Source organism: Nonomuraea sp. NPDC004354, assembly GCF_053602555.1.
The window spans coordinates 49,397-73,789 of the sequence record NZ_JBSGDV010000006.1; the positions used below are offsets into that span (position 1 = coordinate 49,397).

General features: G+C 71.8%; 15 protein-coding genes and 1 tRNA gene. 9 read left to right on the plus strand and 7 right to left on the minus strand.

Annotation, left to right across the window (positions count from 1 at the left end):
* Positions 1-81: 81 nt before the first annotated feature.
* Positions 82-158: transfer RNA gene (locus ACWENQ_RS19675), tRNA-Pro, on the plus strand.
* Positions 159-563: 405 nt separating this feature from the next.
* Here ACWENQ_RS19675 and ACWENQ_RS19680 read toward each other — a convergent pair.
* The 3 genes from ACWENQ_RS19680 to ACWENQ_RS19690 form a co-directional block, all read right to left on the minus strand.
* The gene (locus ACWENQ_RS19680) at positions 564-1,142 is read right to left on the minus strand and encodes a hypothetical protein (RefSeq protein WP_452415519.1); all 579 of its coding nucleotides are present in this window, start codon (positions 1,140-1,142) and stop codon (positions 564-566) included.
* A 223-nt stretch (positions 1,143-1,365) separates the two neighbouring features.
* Complete coding sequence (locus ACWENQ_RS19685) at positions 1,366-2,427, minus strand: IS630 family transposase (protein ID WP_452415521.1); 1,062 nt, start codon at positions 2,425-2,427, stop codon at positions 1,366-1,368.
* Between the two features lie 106 nt (positions 2,428-2,533).
* On the minus strand, positions 2,534-3,103 hold the full coding sequence (locus ACWENQ_RS19690; protein WP_449930754.1) for a hypothetical protein: 570 nt from the start codon (positions 3,101-3,103) through the stop codon (positions 2,534-2,536).
* Positions 3,104-3,270: 167 nt separating this feature from the next.
* Here ACWENQ_RS19690 and ACWENQ_RS19695 point away from each other — a divergent pair, with 167 nt between their 5' ends.
* Positions 3,271-3,618: a hypothetical protein gene (locus ACWENQ_RS19695; protein WP_452415522.1), complete on the plus strand. Its 348-nt coding sequence runs from the start codon at positions 3,271-3,273 to the stop codon at positions 3,616-3,618.
* Here the strand turns inward: ACWENQ_RS19695 and ACWENQ_RS19700 are convergent.
* The gene (locus tag ACWENQ_RS19700) at positions 3,606-3,908 is read right to left on the minus strand and encodes a hypothetical protein (RefSeq protein ID WP_452415524.1); all 303 of its coding nucleotides are present in this window, start codon (positions 3,906-3,908) and stop codon (positions 3,606-3,608) included. The two genes, ACWENQ_RS19695 and ACWENQ_RS19700, sit on opposite strands and share 13 nt — an antisense overlap.
* Positions 3,909-5,068: 1,160 nt before the next feature.
* On the minus strand, positions 5,069-6,775 hold the full coding sequence (locus ACWENQ_RS19705) for an MFS transporter (RefSeq protein WP_452415525.1): 1,707 nt from the start codon (positions 6,773-6,775) through the stop codon (positions 5,069-5,071).
* Between the two features lie 86 nt (positions 6,776-6,861).
* Here ACWENQ_RS19705 and ACWENQ_RS19710 point away from each other — a divergent pair, with 86 nt between their 5' ends.
* Both ACWENQ_RS19710 and ACWENQ_RS19715 read left to right on the plus strand, forming a co-directional pair.
* The gene (locus ACWENQ_RS19710; RefSeq protein ID WP_354910892.1) at positions 6,862-7,035 is read left to right on the plus strand and encodes a ribbon-helix-helix protein, CopG family; all 174 of its coding nucleotides are present in this window, start codon (positions 6,862-6,864) and stop codon (positions 7,033-7,035) included.
* A 1-nt stretch (position 7,036) separates the two neighbouring features.
* On the plus strand, positions 7,037-7,381 hold the full coding sequence (locus ACWENQ_RS19715) for a VOC family protein (RefSeq protein ID WP_449930745.1): 345 nt from the start codon (positions 7,037-7,039) through the stop codon (positions 7,379-7,381).
* A gap of 230 nt (positions 7,382-7,611) precedes the next feature.
* On the opposite strand, the gene ACWENQ_RS19720 is transcribed toward ACWENQ_RS19715, so the two are convergent.
* On the minus strand, positions 7,612-8,259 hold the full coding sequence (locus ACWENQ_RS19720; protein WP_452415527.1) for a TetR/AcrR family transcriptional regulator: 648 nt from the start codon (positions 8,257-8,259) through the stop codon (positions 7,612-7,614).
* A gap of 148 nt (positions 8,260-8,407) precedes the next feature.
* Between ACWENQ_RS19720 and ACWENQ_RS19725 the strand changes: the two genes are divergently transcribed.
* Complete coding sequence (locus ACWENQ_RS19725; protein ID WP_354910886.1) at positions 8,408-8,782, plus strand: nitroreductase family deazaflavin-dependent oxidoreductase; 375 nt, start codon at positions 8,408-8,410, stop codon at positions 8,780-8,782.
* Between the two features lie 124 nt (positions 8,783-8,906).
* Here the strand turns inward: ACWENQ_RS19725 and ACWENQ_RS19730 are convergent, their stop codons facing one another.
* Positions 8,907-10,142: an MFS transporter gene (locus ACWENQ_RS19730; RefSeq protein ID WP_452415528.1), complete on the minus strand. Its 1,236-nt coding sequence runs from the start codon at positions 10,140-10,142 to the stop codon at positions 8,907-8,909.
* A 191-nt stretch (positions 10,143-10,333) separates the two neighbouring features.
* On the opposite strand from ACWENQ_RS19730, the gene ACWENQ_RS19735 reads away from it, so the two are divergent.
* From ACWENQ_RS19735 to ACWENQ_RS19750, 4 genes are read left to right on the plus strand one after another with little or no spacing between them, the layout of a single operon-like run.
* Positions 10,334-12,199 (plus strand): amino acid adenylation domain-containing protein, encoded by a 1,866-nt coding sequence (locus ACWENQ_RS19735; RefSeq protein WP_452415530.1) that lies wholly within the window; start codon positions 10,334-10,336, stop codon positions 12,197-12,199.
* Positions 12,199-13,968 carry a carbamoyltransferase family protein gene (locus ACWENQ_RS19740; protein ID WP_449930735.1) on the plus strand — a complete coding sequence of 590 codons (1,770 nt, stop codon included), beginning with the start codon at positions 12,199-12,201 and terminating at the stop codon, positions 13,966-13,968. Before ACWENQ_RS19735 ends, ACWENQ_RS19740 begins: the two co-directional genes overlap by 1 nt.
* The gene (locus tag ACWENQ_RS19745) at positions 13,965-17,966 is read left to right on the plus strand and encodes an amino acid adenylation domain-containing protein (protein ID WP_452415532.1); all 4,002 of its coding nucleotides are present in this window, start codon (positions 13,965-13,967) and stop codon (positions 17,964-17,966) included. Before ACWENQ_RS19740 ends, ACWENQ_RS19745 begins: the two co-directional genes overlap by 4 nt.
* Positions 17,956-24,387: an amino acid adenylation domain-containing protein gene (locus tag ACWENQ_RS19750; RefSeq protein WP_452415533.1), complete on the plus strand. Its 6,432-nt coding sequence runs from the start codon at positions 17,956-17,958 to the stop codon at positions 24,385-24,387. Before ACWENQ_RS19745 ends, ACWENQ_RS19750 begins: the two co-directional genes overlap by 11 nt.
* Positions 24,388-24,393 lie beyond the last annotated feature (6 nt).

Genomic DNA, 24,393 nt, shown 5'->3' on the forward strand with positions numbered 1-24,393 from the left:
GAGCTCGGTGTGGACCGTGATAGTGTTTTCCACGCAAGGCCGCCGCGGACACCTCCGAAACGAAGAGTCCGAGGGGCTTGGCGGGACGTAGCGCAGCTTGGTAGCGCACTTGACTGGGGGTCAAGGGGTCGCAGGTTCAAATCCTGTCGTCCCGACCAGATATTCGCTGGTCGATAAGGGTGTCTTCCGAAAGGAAGGCGCCCTTTTTCATTCTTGGGAAGCCATTCGGTCATGCCGTCCTGGCCTTGAAGATCTTGTCCATGGCTTCAGCGCCCTTGGCCAGGGCGAGCACCAGTCCGCGCCCACGCCCGCCCGTCCGTGATCTTCTGGAACGCGCGACGGACGCGCCAACGATCCATCGGGCGCCCGTCCTCGCGGCGGAACGCCAGGGCGTCGTCGGCGCCGTGTTCGCCCGACGCCGGGCGTTCGGCCCGCACCCGGCACCTGCAATGTGCGGCCACGTGCCGATCGCTGATGACCGTCTTGCCGGGGGGTCCTCCTCAGCCGACGTGTTCAGCACGTACGGCTGCCGACCAGCGTGATCAGGATGGAGAAGGCTCATTTCAGCGAGGCCAGGCACCGTCGGGAATGCGGTAGAGGACGCGCGGCGCCGCGAACCAGTCCCGGTCAAGGAACCGGCCCGTGATCCGCCCCGCCAGGGTGAGGAAGCTCTCCACCGTCACCTGAAACCCGACGTCCCAGCCCACCTCCAGATCACGCGTGTAATCGCGGAACTCTTCGATCACCCCCAACGTGCCTATGAACTCTCCATCGTAGTAATAGAGCATGCCCTCGTCGGGAAGCTTGTATATGTGATCCATATGCATATGGGTGAAGACGCGCCTTCTTCCCGCGCTCGCTTCCTCCCCAATCGAAAGTCTCCCGCTTATGGCAACCGCGACGGACCAGCCAGGAGAATGCGTCCCGATCCATACCAGAGTGTCCTGCGCGTCACTATCGGCCTCGTTGAACGCCGTATCGAGATCCCAAAGGATCCCCGAATCCCGATCCGCCCGGAAACGCTGCGCGATCTCGTCCATGTCCTCCGTGTCGATCCAGGCCGCATCGAACCGGCCGTTCAAGTTGTGCTCCCCCAGGAGATCCCACTGACTTTCCATTGGCACAGCCCGTGACATGTCCACCAGCTCACTCCTTCGACGTTGCGCAAAGCCGGGGTGGAGGCGATCCTGCGATCGTCTCCACTCCATAGGCGCCCTTACCAGTACTCCAGTGACACTTCGCGATCTTGAGGCGCTAGTGCAGAGCCGCAAAGATCCTTGAGGGCTTCGCTCGGTCACGGTCGGTGAGGGGTCAGGCGGTCAGCGCGAGGGTCGCCTGACCGGCTTCCCCCGCGTGCCGGGCTTGCTAGCGGGTGTGCTCGACCTGGGCGTCATAGGTCCACCGGTAGGGACGAGCGTTGCGGTTGTGCCGGATCACGAAGTCGGTGATCTTACCGTCGAGGTCTTCGCGGGAGGCGAAGTCCCCGCGTCGTAGTAGACCCCGAGTCAGCGTCGAGAAGAACAGCTCCACCATGTTCAGCCATCTGGCGTGCTTGGGCGTGTAGGTGACCTTGAATCGGGGGTGCGCCGCCAGCCAGGCCCGGGTGGCGCGGGAGGTGTGGCTGGATCCGTTGTCCATGATCAGGTGAATGTCGATGTCCGGATCGATGACCTGGTCCAGCATCGTCAGGAAGCCGCAGAAGGTCTCGGAGTTGTTGCGGGTGATCCACTCGGTGAGGACCTCGCCATTAGTCACGTTCATCGCCGCGATGATCGACACAGTGCCCTGGCGGCGGTATTCGAACTCGCGCCGGGCCGGGCGTCCAGCACCCATCGGCCGGTCGCGGTAACGGCGGGATTTGGCCTGGATGCCGGTCTTCTCATCGATGCTGAGCAGCACCGCATCGCTGGGTGGGCGCAGATACAGATCGCAGACGGCGGCGGCCTGCGTCCAGAACTGTTCATCGTCGAGGCGATTGAGCCAGCCGCGGACCCGATGCGGCTTGAGATCGGCCTCGGCCAGGATCCGGCCGACCTGCGAGGCCGAGATCCCGGTCGGGGCCAGCTGCTCGGCGATCAATACGTGTGTCCAGGCCGAGGTGCCCTCGGGTGGGACACCGGTCGCCAGGGCGATCACCCGCAGTCGCATGTCCGGCCCGTATACCTCGGGGCGTCCGCTGCGCGGCCGATCGGCCAGCGCCGGCAGGCCGCCGACCACGAAGCGGCGCCGCCAGGTGCGCACCGTGGTCACGCTGGCCTTCAACTCGGCCGCGATCGCGGTGTTGGTCCAGCCGCGCCACGCCAGCAGCACGATCCGCGCCCGCAGCACCAGATGCTGCGGCGAGCTCGCCCGCGCCACGATCGCCTCCAACCTGCCCCGGCGGCGGCTGCCCAAGATGACGACGTCGGGGCTGACCGGCCGAGCCATAAGCCCTCCCAGATCGGGTGATCGTTCTCTCGCCCAAGCGACAGCTGTCGAGCATGCGGCTCTCAGGCAGAAGCTCTCAGGGCCGGCCTGGATAGGACGACGCTTCCTATGGTGCGATGTCCGCTGAGTCGGCAGCAGTCCACGGCTGTGAGCACTCGTGCAGGAGGGCGGCAAAGGCCTTGTCGGCAGAGTCGGCAGGAAACAGCCGCAGGACGGTGGCTCTGTCCGGCGACGTGATCACGTAGTGCTGGGCGAGGTAGGAGAGATCGCCCCAGGCTTCTCGGGCATGGGCGCGCATCAGGACCTGGCCGCATCTCGTGCAGGCGATCCACGGCACGAGGATGAGACCTGCCAGGTCCTGTTCGGTCCCGGCTGTCGCCCCGCTGACGGTGCCGCCGTCGTGCTCGATCACCTTCAGGCGGGTCGGCCTGTCATCACCACGGCATTGAAGGATCCGGGGTGCGAGCGCCTCCCTCTCGCCCCAGACCTCCGCGAGCACGGAGATCTGAGCCCTGACCGTCTCGCTGATCACCGTCTGGTGGGTGAAGATGCCGGAGACGAGCAGGCCAAGTCCCGCCTCTTGCTCACCGATGTCCCAGCAGTCCCTGAATTCCTGGGCCTCGGCCTCAGGCAGCAAGGCGGCAAGCCGGTTCCAGACAACGACGTCAGCGATCATCCGGCAGAGGCTACCAACCCCTGCTCCCGCCCACGTGCCAGAACAGGTATGGCAAGTCCCGACAGTTTCTGTCGGACCGTGAATCAGGAACAGATGATCGCCCGATCGTGAGGGCACATGGGTTCCGGTCGTGTGACGACGCGCCGATTCCGGCCACAATGAGCGCTATGCCGGTGCCGTCAGCAAAACTCAAAGACCTCATCGAAGGAACCGTGGACCACCACGCCTCCCAGCGCTGGCCCCGGCTCGCCGAGGTCACCATCCGCTGGCGCGGCCCCTACGGCTACCTGATCGGCCACCCCAACGACGATCCCGATGACGACGAGGAGATCCCACTGGCCCGGATCGAATATCTCGGCTTCACCGACGAGTGGGGATTCGCGATCTACCAGGCCGGCACCGAGGACTACCGCGACGCCGTTCTGCCCAGTGGCTCCATGACCGGCACTCCCATCGAAGCGCTCGATTGCGCCTGCACCCTCCACCTTCCCGACTTCGAAGATCACTCGCCGTAATGAACCGCCCCGGCTTTGACGGAGAGCTCAGGGGTTGATTCCGACGGTCTCGTTGGGCTGGTGTTGAGCGTAGTAGAGGGCTTCGTACTCCGCCGGCGGAAGGTTGCCGATCGAGGAGTGCAGGCGGATCGTGTTGAACATTCAATCCATTCGGCGGTGGCCAGTTCCACTTCGGCCAGGCTGTGCCAGGGCCCGCGGAGTTTGATCAGCTCGGTCTTGAACGGGCCGATCTGCGATTCCATCAGCGCGTCCCCGACCGTGCCGATGGAGGCGTCGATGCCGGCGGTCATCAGATGGTGAGGCGGAAACAGGTGTATTGGGCGGATTCAAGTGGCCGTTGCAACACCTCGTTGCTGGAGGTGTTGCTGGTGGGACGCTGCCTGAGCAGCTACGCCGCTCGCCGGCCTTCCACCGGTCCCATCGGGTAGTCCGGGCGGACCTCAGCGACCATCCGCACCGCGCGCTTACGCAGCTCGGCCGAGTAGGGGGAACTTGCCTGCCATGACTCGATCCTCTCAAGGGGACGAGCCTCCAGCGAAGCTGGAGCGCTTCACATTCGCGTATCGGGGGCTACCCGACGGCACAGATGTTCATCCGGCTCCGACAGAGAAGGAGAGCCGACGGACTGGCCGTCGACTCCCCTCGGGGTGATTACCACCACCACCCGCCGCCGCAGCCACCGCCGCAGCCGCCACCGCAGCCGCCGCCCCACCAGCGACGTCGGCCCCACCAGCGTCTGCGGCCCCAGCCCCAGCCGCCCCAGTTGTTCCAGCCATTCCGGGCATGGAAGCCGACACGTACCATGATTCCCCCTCATGAGCAGCTCCCATAGCGGGAGCGCCTACATGCGGCCAAAACAGACATTAATCCGCAAACCGCAGGACATCATTAGACGTGTTGAGTGTTGATGAGACTTTGGGGTGGAGTTCGCTCTACCCGCATCTGCTCAAGCCAACGCATCGACCGTGTCCACAGCGCGTAAAGAACGTTCTCGCACTCTCGGCCGGGGCTCCTGACCGCGCTGCGGCTCCACCCCGTCGGGCTGCTCCGGTGGCTGCGACAGTACCGCCGTACAGCCTTCTCCCCGCACAGGCACCAGCCGCCCTCAGCGTCCGCTCCCCCGGCACATCGCCGCCTCGAGGAGGCCCGGAGCAGTTCTGCCCCGAATTCCGGAGGCCATCCGCCGCGTCAGCCGGACGTGAGGCTTCGCCGTACCGGCCGAAGACGCCTTTCCGCCCGAGATCGGACCGCACGCAACGCTTCGACGTCCGCTCCCCGGAAACGGCCGCGCAGAAGATCGCCGCCAGCCTGACCACGCTCGGTGCGAACTGCTTCGACCCGGAGTACGGCATCGGCGGCCTGTGCAACGGCTCCCTGACGGCGATCGAGCTGTAGGGCACGCGGGGCAGCTCACCACGGTGCTCACCGTGTCACACATCGTGCAGGCAAGTCAGGAGGGGGACGCCGATGGGGTGTTGGCGTCCTGCGGTTGCCTCTGGCCGCCTCCGGACGGCCCTCCGGGGCCGGGGAGTTGACCTCCGGGGCCGGGCGGCGGCTCTCCGGGGCCGGGCGGCGGGCCTCCGGGGCCGGGGAGTTGACCTCCGGGGCCGGGCGGCGGCTCTCCGGGGCCGGGCGGCGGGCCTCCGGGGCCGGGGAGCGGCACGAAGTCCTTGGTGCGGATGAGCGCGAAGGCCAGGATGCCGCCGATGACGGCCACCATGCCGCTGACGAGCAGCAGGCCGTTGAGTGACGACGCGAAGCCTGCCCCCACCGCGTCCCAGAGCCGGCCGCGGACTTGCGGTGCAGCGGAGCCGATCACCTGGCCGGGATCGCCGCGGTGCAGGGCGTCCGCGAGTGGGTCGGTGTAGCCGCGCAGGTCAGGGGCGGAGCCGAGCCGGTCCTTCAGGCCGGAGTGCAGCGACGACGAGAACATCGAGCCGTACAGGGCGATGCCGACGGCGATGCCGACCTGCCGGAAGGTCTGGTTCACGCCGGAGGCCATGCCGGAACGGTGGACCGGCACGACGCCCACCGCGGTGGAAGCCAGCGGCGGGTTGACCATGCCGCTGCCGATGCCCGCGACGACGAATCCTGGGACGAGGTGTGTCCAGTCCGATCCGGCGTCCAGTCCCATCATCAGCAGCAGGCCGGCACCGACCAGGACGAGGCCCGGACCGATGAGCCACCTGACCGGGACCTGGCTCGACAGCCGGCCCGCCACCGTCGCGGCGACGGTCGAGCAGGCCGAGACGACGAGCAGCCGGGCGCCGGCGCCGAGGGCGCTGAAGCCGAGCTGGTTCTGGAGGTAGAGCACGAGGTACAGGAACATCGCGAACAGCGAGGCGTTCATGGCGAACGCGGCGATCGAGCCGCCCAGGAACGTCGGGGTCCGCAGCAGCGACAGGTCGAACATCGGCTCGGACACCTTCGCCTCGACCACGAGGAACGCGGCCAGGAACACCGCCGCCAGGACGAAGCAGATCACGACCCCGCGGTCGCTCCACGCCGTGTCGCTCGCCCTGATCAGCGCGTACACGAGGCTGAAGAGCCCGGCCGTCAGCGTGCCGGCTCCCGGCCAGTCGACCCGGGAGGCATGCGGCGAGCGCGACTCGTCCACCCGGCGTGCGGCGACGGCGATCGCGGCGACGCCTATCGGCAGGTTGACCAGGAAGATGCCGCGCCAGCTGATCCCGGTGGTGATCGCGCCCCCGAGGATCGGGCCGAGGGCGGTGGCCACACCGGCGACGGCGCCCCACACGCCGAAGGCGATGCCGCGTTCGCGGCCCTGGAACGTGGCGGCGATCAGCGCCAGCGACGTCGCGAACATGACGGCGCCACCGGTCCCCTGGACCGCCCGGGAGGCGATCAGCATCAGCGGGTCCTGCGCGACGCCGCACAGCAGCGAGCCGGCCGTGAAGATCCCCAGGCCGATGAGGAACAGCCGCCGCCTGCCGAACCGGTCGGCGAGGGATCCCGAGGTGAGCAGGAGCGCCGCGAGGGTCAGCGCGTATGCGTCGGTCACCCACTGCAGGTCGCCGAAGCTCGCGCCTAACGCGTGCTGCATGTCCGGAAGCGCGACCGTGACGATCGTGATGTCGAGCAACAGCATGAACGTCGCAGCGCACGCCACTACCAGCGTGAACCACTTGCGGGCCATGGTCCAGATCCTCCTTGCTGCGCGGCTCATCGCGCTGGGAACGAAGGGAATAGATCCTAGGACTCTAGGATGCTAGCATCCTTGCCATGGCCACCGAGGAGGTAAAGCAGTTCAACGTCTATCTGCCGCTGACTCTCATCAGACAGGTGAAGCACCACGCCATCGAAGCCGAGATGTCGCTCTCGGCCCTCGTAGCCGAGGCGTTGCGCACCTATTTGGCGGCCCACGAGGACGGGCCGCCCTCAGGAAAGGAGACATGACATGGCCACCGAAGGCATCGAAGGCGTGTACCTGGAGACCCACAACTGGGGGAAGGCCGCCAAGTTCCTGCAGGCGCTGGGCTTCGACGTGGAGTTCGCGACCGACCACGGTTCGGGCATGTTCCGGCGCGGCGACGGTCCCTATCTCCTCCTCGCCGAAGTTCCGGAGGACAAGCGGCCCGACACCCAGGTCGTGCTGCGGGTCACGGACGCGGAGGCGTTCCCGGCCGACCCGTCCCTCGACGTGGTCACGCCGTTCGAGGAGACCCACTACGGGACCAGGCGGCTGACGCTGCGCGACCCCGACGGGCGCCTGTGGAGCGTCGAGGCGCCGGCGAAGGGCTGATGTTCGGTGGGCGCGTCCTGTCCGCCTGGACAGGACCCGCCCACCGCTCACAGCCTCACCGGAGACGTACGCCCCGAGCGAGTGCCGATCGAATCGAGCGGCCCCACGTCGAATCGGGCCGCATGCCGCCGCCGGTAACGCATTAGCTGTGAACAGCGCAGACACGTCGCCGCCGGTCCCGGTGCGGGCGCTTCCCGGACAGGGTGCGTCATGTGGCGGTGCCGGGGGCGCTATCTCCGGCGAGCCTCGAGCGCGTCCAGGATCAGGTCCAGGCCGTAGCCGAACTCGCTCGTGTGGTCGTAGCCCGGCCGCAGGGCGTACTCGACGATCATCTCTGTGAGGTACGGCAACGTGCCCGCGGGCAGCTGCTCGAGGATGCCGCCCGCCACGGCCTCGACATCGTTCGGCGTCGTCACCGGCAGGTTCGCCTCCTGAAGGACGAACCCCCCGACGTAGCTGTCGATGAGCGAGACGGCGTGCGCGGCCATCGGCAGCGTGAACCCCGCCTCCCGCAGGACACCGAGGACCGCGTCGAGGTGGCGTAGCGTCGCCGGCCCCGGGTCGCGACGGGAGTCCATGAGGCCGAGAGCCCAGCTGTGCTGCGACAGGACCGCACGTGCGGAGGAAGCGCGCGCACGGATCGCGTCGCGCCAGTCGTCGCACTCGACGCCGGGTAGCTCGATCGCCGCGAACACCATGTCGACCACGCCGTCGAGGATCGCGTCCTTGTTCGGTACGTGGTGGTAGAGCGACATCGCCTCCACGCCGAGTTCCTGCGCCACCCGTCGCATCGTGATCGCCTCCACGCCGCCGCGGTCCGCGACCCTGATCGCGGCTTCCAGCACGAGGGCTCTGCTGAGCGGTTGTGGCGGTGGCACGACGGCTCCGGAGTGTGGGCGATTGACAGCCTTACGAGCGTAAGCCAACCTTACATGCGTAAGTCACCTTACGAATGTAAGTCCACGCGGGCCGCATCAGCCGGGGACGCGGCAGACGCGCCCGGCCGGGCGAGAGAAGGAGGTCCCGATGCCGATGCCGCAGTGGTGGGGGCACGTCAACAAGAGGGTGTTCAATCCTCGCGCGATCGCGGGCGGGAGGTGGCCGGTGCTGGTTCACGTCGGTCGCGTTTCCGGCGCGACGTACCGCACGCCGCTCGATGCGCACCCCGTCGACGGCGGCTACCTGTTCGTCCTGGTGTACGGATCGCGTTCGGACTGGGTGCGGAACGTCCTGGCAGCCGACGGCGCGCGGCTCCGGGTCGACGGGAGGGAGGTGGAACTCACCGCCCCCCGCCTGGTCGGGGAAGACGAGGCGTTCCAGGCCCTCCCCGATGAGGTGGCACGCCCGCCCAGGCTGCTCCGCATCACCGAGTTCCTCCGGATGGACCTGGTCGCGGGCTGACGAGCGACCGTCACGAACCACTCACCGAGGACGGCGTCGACGCCCAGCAGCGTGTCACCACGGCGGCCGGCGCTGCTCCCGTGTGACGCCGAGGGCCGGGCCGCCACCCGCCCCGGGGCCGCGCTCACCGACCCGGCTGCCCGGCCTCCTCCTCGACCGAGGGCGCCTGGCTGGGTTCGGGGATCTGGCCGGCCGTACGGCCCAGGCCGAGGAGGGCGGCGGAGGCGAGGACCACGAGGCAGACCACGAGCAGGAGCACCCGGTAGTCGACGGCCGCGATCAGTCCGGCGCCGACGGCGATGGAGGCGACCTGCGGCACGGTGACCCCGAACTCGAAGGCGGCGAAGACCCGGCCGCGCAGGTCCTCGGGGGTGCGGCGCTGCAGCGAGGTGGTCGCGCCGATGACGATCCAGGGCGCGGCGACGCCGAGCACCAGCATGCCGGCCAGGACCACGGCGTCGAGCGGCGCGGTCATCATGAGGCTGCTCGCGCCCACCATGACCAGCGCGATGATCACGAGGGCCCGCTCGCTGGTGCGCCTGATCACCTCGCCGGCCAGCGAGCCGCCGACGATGGTGCCCACCGCCTGCACGGCGCCCAGGACGGCCAGGAAGGTGGGCTCATGGGACAGTCCCTCGGTGACGACGGCGAAGCCGATGGACTCGAAGAACCCGATGACGAGCATGGTGAGCGCGCAGGCCACGATGAGGCGGCGCAACCCGGCGTTGTCGCGCAGGAAGCCCAGGCCGGCGCCGGTCTCGGCGAGCCAGCGCTCCCCGGAGCGGACGGGCGCGGGCTCGGCGACCCGGATGAGCAGGACGGCCAGCGCGGCCAGGGTGAAGACGGCGGCGTCGATCACCACGACGACGGAGGCGCCGTGCCAGGCGAACAGGCCGGCGCCGATGATCGGGGCGAAGATTCTGAGCAGTCCGCGCATCGCCTGGACCACGCCGTTGGCGTCGCCCAGCTGCTCCTGCGGGACGACTGAGGGCAGGAAGGCGTTCTGGGCCGGGCCGGTGACGCTGCCGAGCGCGCCGTAGAGGAACATGATCACGTAGACCAGCCAGACGTCGCCGCTGTCGCGTACCAGCAGCAGCAGGAGCACGACGGCCGCCGAGGACAGGTAGGAGGCGGCCAGCAGGGGCCGGCGACGGAAGCGGTCGACGAGTAAGCCGGACAGGGGTAGCACCAGGCTGCCGCCGGCGAAGGAGAACATCACCAGTCCGGCGGCGGCGGTGCTGCCGGTGAGCGTTTTCACCCAGATGGCCATCGCGAGGAACAGCGCGAAGTCGCCGAAATTCGAGAGCACGTCTCCGAGAATGTAGAAGCGCATCTGGGGAATCCGGAGCAGTTGCGCCATTTCCAGCTCACTTCCTGCGCGACGGCGGATACGGGGTCAAGCTAGCACCGCCCCCGCCGGACGCCGCCGAACGTGGCGCGAACTTGCCACCTTGCCGCCCGTTTCCCTCCGCCGCGGCGGCGCCGGGCTAACTTCCGGATCAGCACGCGGAGTTTCGTGGAAAAGCCCTTCTCTTAATTGACGGGATCCACATGGATAATCCGATATTCGAGGCCGCCGAGCGACTCGCGGGTAAATTCGGTATGCCGCCCGGCGCGGTGCTCGCGGCGGGCGCGCTGGTGGTGCTGGCCGCGGGCGCGGAGCAGGTGCACGGTGAGGTATGCGGGCACGAGGTGCGGCTGCCCTGGCGGGCGAGGCTGAGCGAGATCGTCGCGGCGGTCGCCGCCCTGCCCGAGGCCACCAGCGTCGCCGTGGGCGGCCGGAGCATCGTGTTCGACCTCGGCGACCGGGAGGTCGTCGCCGAGCCGCTGCTGCGCGCCCGGCTGGCGGCGGCGCTGGCCGCCGATCCGGACCGGCCCGCCGGCCGGGCCTGGCTCTGGAGCGATGAGGACGCCCGGATCGTCGCGGGCGCGCACGCCGAGCGCGACTGGGACACCGTACGGACCGTGGCGTCGATGATCAGGGACCACATGGTCGGCGACCCCGACGCCGTGGCCGTCGACGACGGCGCCACTGCCGTCACCTACCGGCGGCTCGGCGAGCTGACCGCCGCGCTCGCCACCCGCTTCGGGCAGGCCGGCGTGGGACCGGGCGATCTGGTCGGCATCGGCCTGCCCCGGCGGATCGAGACCGTCGCAGCCCTGCTGGCCACCTGGTCGCTGGGCGCCGGCTTCCTGCCGCTCGACCTCAAGCACCCGCCGCTCCGGCTGAGCCAGCAGCTGGCCGCCGCCGGAGCGGGGCACGCGGTGCTCCCCGAGGGGGTGGAGCTGCCCGGCTGCACCGCCCTGCGCGCGACGGCCGAGCCGGCCGCGGGCGCCGTCCCCGACTTCCCCGTCGCCCTCGACGGGGTGGCCTACGCCCTGTCCACCTCCGGCTCGACGGGCACGCCCAAGGCGGTCGCCATCCCCCATGCGGCCCTGCGGCACAGCGTCGGCGCCATCGCCGCCATGATCGGAGCCGAGCGCCCGCACGTCACCTGCATGGCCACGCTGACCTTCGACATGTCCACGATGGAGATCTTCCTGCCGCTGGCCACCGGCGGGCGGCTGCTGCTGGTCCACGAGGACCTGCAGCGGGATCCGGAACGGCTGGCCGCCTGGCTGCACGGCCGGCGGCTCGACCTGGTCCAGGCCACCCCGACGACCTGGCGGATGACCGTGCCGCACCTGACCGCCGGCAGCCTGGACGGCGTCGACGTGATCTGCGGCGGGGAGGCGCTCAGCGCCGATCTCGTGGCCGGTCTGCGGACGACGGGCGCGCGGGTGTGGAACGGCTACGGCCCGACCGAGACCACCATCTACACCGTCACGCACCTGGTGCCTGATCCGCCGCACGACCCCGTGCCGATCGGCCGCCCTCTGCCGGGCACCCGGGCCGCGGTGCTCGACCAGTGGGACCGGACGGCGCCCGTCGGCCTGATCGGGGAGCTCGTGCTGAGCGGCCCGCAGCTGGCGCTCGGCTACGTCGGCGACCCGGAGCGCACGGCGGCCGTCTTCCAGGAGCACCCGGAGCTGGGCCGGATCTACCGGACCGGCGATCTGTGCGCCTGGCGTCCCGACGGGACCCTGGCCTATCACGGCCGCATCGACCACCAGGTGAAGCTGCGCGGACAGCGGATCGAGCTGGAGGAGATCGAGGCGGTCGCCGAGCGCCATCCGCGGGTGGCCAGGGCCGCCGCGCTGGTGGTCGACCACGGCGCCAACGACCAGCGCCTGACCCTGTACGCGCAGGCGGCGCGGCTGGGGACGGCCGAGCTGCGCGACCACCTGGCGCAGTGGCTGCCACGGGCGCTCATGCCGCAGCGCATCGCGATCGTGCCCAGCCTTCCCCTGACCGGCAGCCAGAAGATCGACAGGCATGCGCTCCAGTCGCACGCCGAGACCCTCGTGGAGACGTGATGAAAGTCCTGGGTATCAGCGGCCTGCACCATTCCGAGGAATTCAAGCGGCGCGAGCTTCCCGGCCTGTCCGAACGCGAGTACCGGATCAGCCAGGGCCGCGACTCGGCCGCCGCCCTGGTGGTGGACGGCCGGGTCGTGGCGGCCTCGGCCGAGGAGCGTTTCACCGGCGAGAAGGGCACCGGCCGCTTCCCCGCCAACGCCATCCGCGACTGCCTGGACCGGGCCGGGCTCGGCCTGGCCGACCTCGACCTGATCGGCCACGGCTTCGCCCACGAGCCCTCCGAGCTGGAGGCCGGGGAGGACTACCTGGCCCGGCGCTACCGGGAGGTCTACGACCCCGAGCGGCAGCTGGACTGGTTCGCCGAGCACTTCCCCGGCCAGGAGGTCCGCTCGCGCTTCGTCCCCGTTCCGCACCATCTGGCGCACGCGGCCAGCGCCTACTACGCCAGCGGCTTCGACGACTGCCTGGTGCTGGTGGCCGACGGCCGGGGCGAGACCGAGAGCCTGACCGTGCTCGCCGGCACCGGCGGCAAGCTCGACGTGCTGCACTCCGTGCCCGCGATGCACTCCCTCGGCACGCTCTACGGGGTCTTCACCCTCTACCTGGGCTTCGAGATGGCCCTGGACGAGTACAAGATGATGGGCCTGGCCTCCTACGGCGACCGCACCCGCTACGAGCGCGAGCTGCGGCAGCTGGTGCACCTGCGGCCCGCGCCGGAGTTCAGCGTCCCGCTGCTGGCCCGCGACGGCGACCTGCTCCAGCGGGAGACGCACCGGGGCGTCCTGGCCGTGCTGGAGGAGATCTTCGGACCGGCGCGGCAGCCGGGCGGCCCGATCGAGCAGCGGCACATGGACATCGCCGCGGCCGTCCAGGCGGCGCTGGAGCGGTGCCTGCTGCACGTGTTGCGGCACTACCGTCACCAGACGGGACTGCGCGACCTGTGCTACGCGGGCGGGGTCGCGCTCAACTGCACCGCCAACGGCCTCATCCTGCGCAGCCGGCTGTTCGACAGGGTCTTCGTGCCGCCCGGCGCCGGCGACGACGGCACCGCCGTGGGCGCCGCGCTCCACCTGCACGCCGACCGCAAGCCGGAGACCCCGATCACGCCGCTGCTCATGCCGTACTGGGGCAGCTCCTTCGACGCCGACCGGATCGCCGAGCACCTGGCCACCAGGACCGACTGCCGCCACCGCCGCGTCACCGACGAGGAGGAGCTGCTCGCCGAGACCGCCGCCGCGCTGGACCGGGGCGAGGTGATCGCCTGGTTCCAGGACGGCATGGAGTTCGGCCCCCGCGCCCTGGGCTGCCGCAGCATCCTGGCGGACCCTCGCGAAGCCCGGATGCGCGACCACATCAACAACCTGATCAAGAAGCGTGAGGACTTCCGGCCCTTCGCCCCCGTCGTCGCCGAGGAGGCGGCGGCCGACCTGTTCGAGATCAGGCGGGGCCGCGAGCGCCAGTACGCGCACATGCTGTTCACCACCCGCACCCGCCCCGAGCACCGCGAGCGCCTGGGCGCGGTCACGCACATCGACGGCACCGCCCGGGTCCAGGCGGTCAGCAGGGACGGCAACCCGCGCCTGTGGTCGCTGCTGAACGTCTTCGCCGCGCGCACCGGCCTGCCGGTGCTGCTCAACACCTCCTTCAACCTGCGCGGCCAGCCGATCGTCCGCACCCCGCGCGAGGCGGTCGACACCTTCCTGCGCGGCGGCCTGGACCGCCTGGTCATCGGCGACCACGTGGTGCTGCCGGGAGGCGCGTCGTGAGTCCCTCGACCACGCTGCCCGCCGACCTGGCGGCGACCGTCCGGCCCACCTACGCGCGCGGGTCGCTGACCCGCCCTCTCACCCGTCCGTACGGCGGCGCCGTGCTGGCCGCGGCCGTCCTGGCGTTGATCGCCGAGGCCGGTACCGAGCAGGTGACGGTGGCGGCGGTGGACGGGAGCGGGCTGGTGACGCTGCGCGCGGCGGTCGGGGAGCGCACCACGCTGGCCGAGCTGCTGGCGCCCGAGCGGGACCCGGCCGACCCGCGGGCCCGGGTGCTGGTGGCGGCCGACGCCGACCGGGCCGAGGTGGACCGGCTGGCGCTGGGCCTGCGCGACTGCGACTGCCTCTTCCTGCTGGCCGGCGATGCCGGCGGCCGGCGGCTGGAGTGCGACTACGACGCCGACCGGTACACCGCGGCCACCATGGCCTGGCACCTGGACCGGCTGGAGTCGATCCTGGAGTCGCTGGACGACGATCCCGGCACCCCGCTTGCCGAGGTAATGATCGCCCCGGACGCCCTGCCGATCGCGGCCGACTGGCACGAGGACGCCTACGTCGCCCCGCGTACCCCCACCGAGGAGGCGCTGGCCGCCATCTGGGCCGAGGTCCTGGAGGTGCCCAGGGTCGGCGCGGAGGACGACTTCTTCGCGATGGGCGGCCACTCCATCCTCGCCGCCCGGGCGCTGACCAGGATCCGCGCCGCCTTCGACGTCGAGGTGCACTTCGACGAGCTGTTCGCGGCCCCGACCCTGGCCAGGTGCGCCGAGGTGGTCGACGCGGCCGCCGCGCGCGGCCCGGTGCGCGGCCCGGTGCGCCCGCTGGTCAAGGCGCCCGACGGGCACGCCGTGGTCTCGCTGGAGCAGGAGCGGCTGTGGTTCCTGGAGCAGTGGCGGCCGGGCACGGCGCTCCACAACGTGCCGCTGGTGCTGGAGCTGACCGGCCCGGCCGACGCCGGTGAGCTGCGGCAGGCGCTCCAGCGGGTCGTCGACCGCCATCCGGCCCTGCGCACCGCCTTCGTCACCGTCGACGGCCAGCCGCGGCCGGTGACCCGGGCGGCGGCCGTCCCCTGGCGGCACGAGCGTGCCGCGAACGGGGCGGCGGCGTGGGAGGCCGTCCGCGGCCACCTCAGGGAGCCCTTCGACCTGGGCGTGCCGCCCCTGGTCCGGGCCGGGCTGGTGAGCCATGCCCACGACCGGCACCTGCTGTGGATCTGCGTGCACCACCTGGCCGTCGACGGCTGGTCGCTGGACCACCTGCTCGACGACCTCACCACCGCCTGCCGTGGCCGCGCCCTGCCGCCGCCCGACGAGCTCGGCTACGCCGACTACGCCGCCTGGCAGCGCAGCAGGCCCGTGGACGAGGGGCTGGCCTGGTGGCGTGAGCACCTGGACGGCCTGCCGCCGCTGCTGGAGCTCCCCTCGGACCACCGCCGCCCGGCCGTGCAGAGCTTCGGCGGCGGCACCCGGCGCCACGTCGTGCCGCCGGAGCTGGCCCGCGCCCTGACCGATTTCGCCCGGGCGCGCTCGGCAACCGTCTTCGACGTGGCGCTGACGGTCTTCGCGCTGGTCCTGCGCCGCTGGACGGGCCGGAGCGACCTGCCGATCGCCACACCGGTGGCCGCCCGGCCGCTGCCCGAGCTGGAACCGCTCGTCGGCTTCTTCGTCAACACCCTGGTGGTGCGGGCCGACGTGTCCGGCGAGCCGGGCTTCGGCGAGCTGGTCGACCGGGTACGGCGCGGCGTCGCGGGCGCGCTCAGCCACCAGGACGTGCCCTTCGCGCTGCTGGTGGAGGCGCTCCAGCCGGAGCGGGCGCTCACCCACGCGCCGCTGGTGCAGGTCGCCTTCGCGCACTACCGGCCCTCGCGCCACTCCTGGGCCCTGACCGACGGGCTGACGGCCACGATGCGGCTGGCGGACACCGGGACCGCCAAGTTCGACCTCACCTTCACCGTGCACGACGCGCCGGGCGAGATGGCCGTGGAGGTGGAGTACGCGACCGACCTGTTCGAGGCGGACACCGCCGACCGGCTGGCCGAGCAGTGGCAGACCCTGCTGCGGCGCCTGCTGGCGGCGCCGGGACGGCCGGTCTCCCGCGTCAGCGCGCTGCCCGAGCGCCAGCGGAGGCGGCTGGCCGGCTGGTCCGCCGGGTCCGGCGGGTCCGGCTCCGTGGCCGGCCCGGAGCCGGTGTCCGTCCCTGAGCTGGTCGCCCGGCAGGTGGCCGGCCGCCCGGACGCGGTCGCGGTGAGCGACGGGGCCGTCCGGCTCACCTACGCCGAGCTGTGGGCGCGGTCGGGCGCGCTGGCCGCACGGCTCGGGCCGCGCAGGGGCGAGCCGGTGGGGCTGGCCTGCCGTCGCGGCGCCGACCTGGTCGTCGCCATGCTGGCCATCCTGCGGGCCGGGGCCGCCTACGTGCCGCTCGACCCCGCCTACCCGGCCGCCCGGCTGTCGTTCATGCTGGAGGACAGCGGCGCGCGACTGGTGGTGGGGCATCGCGACCTGCTCGCCGGGCTGCCGCTGGCCGGACGCGCCGGCCTGGCCGTGGACGGGCCGGGCGCCGAGATCGGGGCCGCTCCTCAGGTGGAGGTCGGCCCCGAGGACGCCGCCTACGTGATCTACACCTCGGGCTCGACCGGACGGCCGAAGGGCGTGGTGATCCCGCACCGGGGCGTCATCCGCCTGGTCCGGGAGACCGACTACGTCGCCCTCGACGGCACGACGGTCATCGCCCAGGTCTCCAACGCCTCCTTCGACGCCATCACCTTCGAGGTCTGGGGCGCGCTGACCAACGGCGGCCGCGTGGCGGTGACGCCACCGGAGACCGTGCTGTCCCCGGTCGCGCTCGCCGCGCTGCTGCGCGCCGAGCGGGTCACCACCGCCTTCCTCACCACGTCCCTGTTCAACGCCACCACCAGCGAGGTCCCCGACGCCTTCGCCACGGTCGAGCAGCTCTACGTCGGCGGCGAGGCGCTGGACGTGGCCAGGATCGGGGAGGTGCTGCGCGGCGGGCTCGGTCCGAAGAGCCTGCACAACGCCTACGGGCCGACCGAGGTGACCACCTTCTCCACCTGCCGGCGGCTCACCGAGCCGCCCGCCGTCCGCGGGCCCATCGGCAGGCCCATCGCCAACACCACCGCCTGGGTCGTCGACCTCGACACGGGCGACCTGGCCGCCGCCGGCGTGCCGGGCGAGCTGTGGCTCGGCGGCCCCGGCGTGGCCTGGGGCTACTGGGACCGGCCGGGGCGGACCGCGTCCTCGTTCGTGGCCGACCCCTTCTCCGGTACGGCGGGCGCGCGCCTCTACCGCACCGGGGACCTGGCCCGCTGGAACGGGGACGGCACCCTGGAGTTCCTCGGCCGCGTCGACCGGCAGCTGAAGATCCGCGGTTTCCGGGTAGAGCCCGGCGAGGTCGAGCTGGCCATGTCGGCGCTGCCCGGCGTGCGCGGCTGCGCCGTCGTCGCGCTGGAGCCGGAGTCCGGGCCGGTGGAGCTGGCCGGCTACGTCCAGCCCGGCCCGGGGGTCACCCTGGCCGGGCTGCGCGAGGGACTGGCGCGGGAGCTGCCCGAGCACCTGATCCCCGCCCACCTGATCCTCGTGGACCGGCTGCCCCTCACCCCCAATGGGAAGGTCGACCTGTCCGCCCTGCCCGCGCCCGAGCGGCAGCGGGCCGAGGCGGCCGCGGTGGCACCGGACGGGCCGGTGGAGGAGCTGCTGGCCGGGATCTGGGCCGAGGTGCTCGGCGTGGAACGGCTCGGCGCCACCGACGACTTCTTCGATCTGGGCGGCCACTCCCTGCACGCCGTCAAGGTCACCACACGGATCGAGCGCGCCCTGCGCACGACGCTCTCGGTCCGCGACCTGTTCCGGCACAAGACGGTCCGGCGCCTGGCCGCCGCGCTGCGCAGCGCGGACGGCGACCGGCTGGACCGCGTGGCGGCCATCGTCCTCCAGGTCCGGCAAGCCCGCGTGGTTGCGGAGAAAGAGAACGCAGATGCACATTGACCGCGCCGAAGAGCTGCTCATCAGCAGGCTGCTGGCCGAGGCGGGCCTCGACGACCTGCCCAGGCCGGTCGCGATCCCGCGCCGCGAGCCCGGGTCCGACCCGCTGTCGCACGGCCAGGAGCGGCTGTGGTTCCTGGACCAGTGGCGGCCGGGCATCCCGCTCTACAACGTCCCCGTGCTGCTGGAACTCACCGGTCCGGCCGACGCCGCCGGGCTGCGGCGGGCCGTACAGGGCCTGGCCGACCGGCACCCGGCCCTGCGCACCGCCTTCACCGCCACCGACGGCAGGCCGCGCACCCACCTGCGCGAGGCCGCCGTGCCCTGGAGCCAGGAGCGCGCCGCCGCCTGGGAGGAGGCGCGGCGGCTGGCCGACCGCCGGCTCAGGGAGCCCTTCGACCTGTCGGCCGCTCCCCTCGTGCGCGCCGGGCTGATCACCCACACCGCCGAGCACCACCTGCTGTGGATCTCCTTCCACCACATCGCCGTGGACGGCTGGTCGCTCGGGCTGCTGCTGGAGGAGCTGGCAGGCAACGAGCCCGCGCCGCCGGTCATCGACTACGCCGACTACGCGGCCTGGCAGCGCGGCCTGCCCCTGGACGAGGGGCTGGCCTGGTGGCGCGAGTACCTCGCGGACCTGCCGCCGCTGCTCGAGCTGCCCGTCGACCGGCGGCGGCCGGCCGTCCAGGAGTTCGACGGCGCCACCAAGTACTTCACCCTGCCGATGGCCGAGCAGGTGCGCGAGCTGGCCCACGCCAGGGGCGCCACCGTCTTCGAGGTGCTCTTCGCCGCCTTCGCCCTGCTCCTGGGCCGGTGGAGCGGCCGTACGGACCTGGTGCTCGGCACGCCCGTGGCCGGTCGCCCGGCGCCGGAGCTGGAGGAGCTCGTCGGCTTCTTCGCCAACACCCTCATCGTCCGGGCCGACCTGGCGGGAGACCCGACCTTCACCGAGCTGCTGGCCCGGGTGCGGGAGTCGTCGGCGCCGGCCCAGTCACACCAGGAGACCCCGTTCGCCGCGCTGGTCGACGCGCTCCAGCCCGAGCGTGACCTGTCGCACCCGCCGCTGGTGCAGGTCCTGTTCGGCCTCCACCGCCAGGAGCGGCGGCGCTGGCGGCTGGGCGAGGCGGAGGCGGAACTGCTGCCCGCCGACACCGGGACGGCCAAGTTCGACCTCACCGTCACCGTGGTGGACTGCGAGGGCGAGCTGCGCGTGGAACTGGAGTACGCCACCAGCCTGTTCGACGCCGCCACCGCCGACCGGCTGGCCGAGCAGTGGCAGACCCTGCTGGACGGCCTGCTGGCCGCGCCCGACCGGCCCGTCTCCCAGGTCGGCTCGCTCCCCGAGCACGAGCGGCGGCTGCTGGCGAGCTGGTCGGGGCCGGGCGAGCGCATCGCCCCCACCACCTCGTTGCCCCGCCTGGTGGCCGAGCAGGTGCGCGCCCGTCCGGACGCCGTCGCCCTCACCGACGGCGCCACCAGCCTCACCTACGCCGAGCTGTGGGAGCGCTCCGGCGCGCTGGCCGGCCGCCTCGGCGCCGGGCCGGGCGACCTGGTCGGGCTGGCCTGCCGCCGCAGCGCCGACCTGGTCGTCGGCATGCTCGCCATCCTCCGCACCGGGGCCGCCTACGTGCCGCTCGACCCGGCCTATCCCGCCTCCCGCCTGGCCTTCATGCTGGAGGACGCCGGGCTGCGGGTGGTCGTCACCCAGCGCGGGGTGGAGCTGCCGTCAGGCGGCTACCGGAAGGTCCTGGTGGACTCCCCCGCCACCCTGCCTGCCGCTGAGCCTGCCGCTGGGCCCTTCACCGACGCGGAGACCGGCCCGGACGACCTCGCCTACCTGATCTACACCTCGGGTTCCACCGGCACGCCCAAGGCCGTGATGGCCACCCACCACAACGTGATCCGGCTGCTGTCGGGCACCCGGCGCTGGTACGGCTTCCGCCCCGACGACGTGTGGACGCTGCTGCACTCCAGCTCCTTCGACGTCTCCGTCTGGGAGGTCTGGAACGCCCTGACCACCGGCGGCCGCCTGGTCGTGGTCAGTCACTGGGAGAGCCGCGAGCCGGAGGCCTACTACGACCTGGTCGCCCGCGAGCGGGTGACCGTGCTGAACGCCACCCCGGCCGTCTTCCGCCAGTTCGTCGCCGTGGACGAGCGGCGGGGCGCCGACCTGGCCCTGCGCCTGGTGATCTTCGCCGGGGACGCGCTCGACCGCGACTCGGTGCTGCGCTGGTGGGAGCGGCACGGCGAGGACTCTCCGCAGCTGGTCAACATGTACGGGATCACCGAGACCACCGTGCACAGCACCTACGCCCCGCTGACCCGCGAGCTGCTGGCCGAGCGGCCGAGCCCGATCGGCGTCCCGCTGCCCGACCTCGGCATCCACATCCTGGACCCGGACGGGCAGCCGGTGGCGGCCGGCGTGATCGGCGAGCTGTACGTCAGCGGCGACGGCGTGACCCGCGGCTACTGGAACCGGCCGGACCTGACCGCCCAGCGTTTCGTGCCCGACCCCTTCTCGGGACGGCCGGGCGCCCGGCTCTACCGCAGCGGCGACCTGGCCAGCTGGAAGCCCGACGGCACGCTGGAGTTCCACGGCCGTATCGACCACCAGCTGAAGATCCGCGGCTTCCGCATCGAGCCGGGCGAGGTCGAGGCGGCCGTCGTCGAGCATCCCCACGTGGCCAAGTGCGTCATCGTCGCGCACGGCGCGCCGGAGCGGCGGCTGGTCGCCTACGTCGTGCCCAGGGGCGAGCTGACCGTCGAGGCGGTCCACGAGTTCCTGGAGCCGCGGCTGCCCGCGCACCTGATCCCCTCCGTGGTGATCATCCTGGACGAGCTGCCGCTCAGCGGCAACGGCAAGGTCGACCGGGCCGCGCTGCCGCCGCCCGGCGAGGACCGGCCGGCGCTGGGCCGGGACTACGTCGCCCCCAGGACCGAGACGGAACGGGAGCTGGCGGCCGTCTGGGCCGAGGTGCTGGAGCTGGAGCGGGTCGGCGTCACCGACAACTTCTTCCACCTGGGCGGGGACTCCATCCGCAGCGTGCAGGTGCTGGCGCTGGCCCGCGAGCGCGGGCTCGACTTCGAGCTGCAGCGGCTCTTCCAGCTGCCGACGGTGGCCCAGCTGGCCGCCGACATCGTGCCGGCGGCGCCGGTGGAGCGGGAGCGGGAGCCGTACGAGCTGGTCTCCGCCGCCGACCGGGCCCGGCTGCCCGAGGACGTGGTCGACGCCTACCCGATGGCCGCGCTCCAGGTCGGCATGGTCTTCCACATGGAGTCCGACGAGCGCATGCTCTACCAGAACGTCGACAGCTTCCACCTGCGGGCGCCGTGGGACGAGGAACTGTTCCGCGCCGCGACCGCCCAGGTGGTGCGGCGCCACGACATCCTGCGCACCTCCTTCCACCTGAGCGAGTACAGCGAGATGCTGCAGCTCGTCCACCGTGAGGCCGACCTGCCGATCGTCGTCGCCGACCTGCGCGAGCTGCCGGCCGAGGAGCAGGCGCGCGTCATCGGCGAGCTGGTCGACCGCGAGCGCGAGCGGCCCTTCGACCTGTCCAGGCCGCCGCTGTGGCGCTTCTTCGTCCACCGGCGCACCGACGAGACCTTCCAGTGGACGCTGGTGGAGCACCACGCGATCCTCGACGGCTGGAGCCTGCACTCCACGATCGCCGAGATCCTGGAACGCTATGTGGCCCTGCTCCAGGACCCGGCCGCCGGGGCCGCGGCGCGACCGGCCTCCACCTACCGCGACTTCATCGAGGCCGAGCGCCAGGCCCTGCGGTCGGCCGACGAGCGCGCCTGGTGGAGCGAGCGGCTGGCCGGCCTCGACCGGCTGGTGCTGCCCCGCTGGCCGCGCGACTGCGCGGTCGACGACGCGGGCCCCGCCTACGACGTCCAGGACTGGACCCTGCCCCAGGAGAGCAGCGACTTCTACGGCTGGCGGGAGACCAAGATCCCCGGCGACCTCTGCAGGGGCCTGGAGAAGGTGGCCGAACGGCTGGGCGTGCCGCTGAAGAGCGTGCTGCTGGCCGTACACGTGCGGGTGCTGGCCTATCTGGCCGGGACCGACGAGGTGGTCACCGGGATGGCCTTCAACGGCAGGCTGGAGGAGGCCGACGGCACCGAGTCCCGCGGCCTGTTCCTCAACTCGCTGCCGATCAGGGCGCGGGTCGGCGGGACGTGGGCGGAGCTGATCCGGCGCGTCTTCGAGGAGGAGAACGGCCTGCTGCCGCACCGCCGCTTCCCCATGTCGGAGATCCAGCGCATGGCCGGCGGCGGCCCGCTGTACGAGACGCACTTCGTCTACAACCACTTCCACGTGCTGAAGGACGTGCTCGACGCGGGCGAGGTCGCCTTCGTCGACCCCAAGCTGGACGCCTTCACCACAGTGCGGGTCGAGCCGACCAACTACCCGTTCGTCTGCGGCTTCCTGCGCAACCCGCGCTCCGGCAACGGGCTGCTCATGGGGCTGGACTTCCACCGGGGCGAGTTCTCGCCCGAGCAGGTCCGGCGCGTCCGCGACCAGTACCTGACCGCGCTGCACCAGGTGGCCGCCGATCCGGACGCGCCCGTGGCCGCCGCGCCGCTGTCCTCGCCGGCCGAGCGCGCGCTCGTCGGCCGGTGGAACCGGACCGGCCGGCCGGCGCCGCTGGCCGGCTCGATGGAGTCGCTGGTGGCCGAGCACGTCCTGCTGCGGCCCGAGCGCGTGGCCGTGGTCGACGGCGACGTGCGGCTGAGCTACGCCGAGCTGTGGCGGCGGGCCGGTTCGGTCGCCGCGGCCCTGCGGGAGGCGGGCGTGCGCGCGGGCGACCTGGTCGGGCTGTGCTGCGCCCGCTCGGCCGACCTGGTCTGCGCGATCGTCGGCATCCTGCGGGCGGGGGCGGCCTACGTGCCGCTCGACCCCGGGTATCCGGCCGAGCGGCTGGCGTTCATGCTGGAGGACACCGGCGCCGGCATCGTGCTCGGGCACCGCCACCTGCTGGCCGGGTTGCCGCTCGCCGAAGGCCAGGCGATGGCCGTGGAGGATCTCGGCACCCGCGACTTCCGCGACGGCGACCACGGCGGCGGGGACCGTGTCGCGACCGTCGTCTACACCTCCGGCTCCACCGGGCGGCCCAAGGGGGTGGCGGTGCCGCACCGCGGCGTCGTGCGCCTGGTGCGCGGCACCGACTACGTCCGGCTCGGCCCCGACAGCGTGGTGGCCCAGCTGTCGAACTCCTCCTTCGACCCGCTCGTCTTCGAGGTCTGGGGCGCGCTGCTGAACGGCGGGCGACTGGTGATCGCCGACAACGAGACGGTGCTGTCACCCGCCAGGCTGACGGCGCTGCTGCGGGCCGAGGGCGTGACCACGCTCGCCCTGGTGACCGCCCTGTTCAACTCGACGGTCGGCGAGGTGCCCGACGCCTTCGCCACCGTGGACCAGGTCTACATCGGCGGCGAGCGCATCAACCTGAGCAGCGTCCGCGAGGCCCGCCACTCCGGCCTGCACAACATCTACGGCCCGACCGAGGTGACCAGCATCTCCACCTGCAGACCGCTGGCGGAGCTGCCGCTCACCAACGGGCAGATCGGGCCGCCCATCGCCAACACGCAGGCCTGGGTCGTGGACCAGGCACTGCGTCCCGCTCCGGTCGGGGTTCCCGGCGAGCTGTGGCTGGGCGGCCCCGGCGTGGCCGTCGGCTACTGGCGGCGGCCCGGACTGACCGCCGACCGCTTCGTCGCCGATCCCTTCTCCGGGGTGCCGGGCTCGCGCCTGTACCGCACCGGCGACCTGGCCTGCTGGCGGCCCGACGGCACCCTGGACTTCCTCGGCCGCCGCGATCACCAGGTCAAGATCCGGGGCTTCCGGGTGGAGCTGGGCGAGATCGAGGAGACGCTGGCCGGGCACCCGTCGGTGGCCGCCTGCGTGGTGACCGCGCCCGGCGGCAGGCTGGCCGCCTACGTGCAGCCCGCCGCCGCGGTCAGCGCCGGCGAGCTGCTGGAGCACCTGGCGGGGCAGCTGCCCGAGCACATGGTGCCGGCCAGCTTGATGATCATGGATGAGCTGCCGCTCAACCCCAACGGCAAGATCGACCGGGCCGCGCTCCCCCTGCCCGGCTCCGGCCAGGCCGTTCCCGAGGCGGAGTACGTCGCGCCCCGCGACCCGGTGGAGGAGGCGCTCTCCGAGATCTGGCGCGAGGTGCTGGAGGTCGAACGGGCCGGCGCCGAGGACGACTTCTTCGCCCTGGGCGGGCACTCCCTGCACGCCGTGCAGATCGCCTTCCGCATCCGCACCACCTTCGGCGTCGACCTGGGCATCAAGCAGATCCTCGCGGAGCCCCGCATCTCCGCCCTGGCCAAGCGGGTCGCCGAGGAGCTGGAGCGGATGGTCGAGGCGCTCACCGACGACGAGCTCGAGCGGCTGCTGCCGTCCGAGTCATGAGAGGAC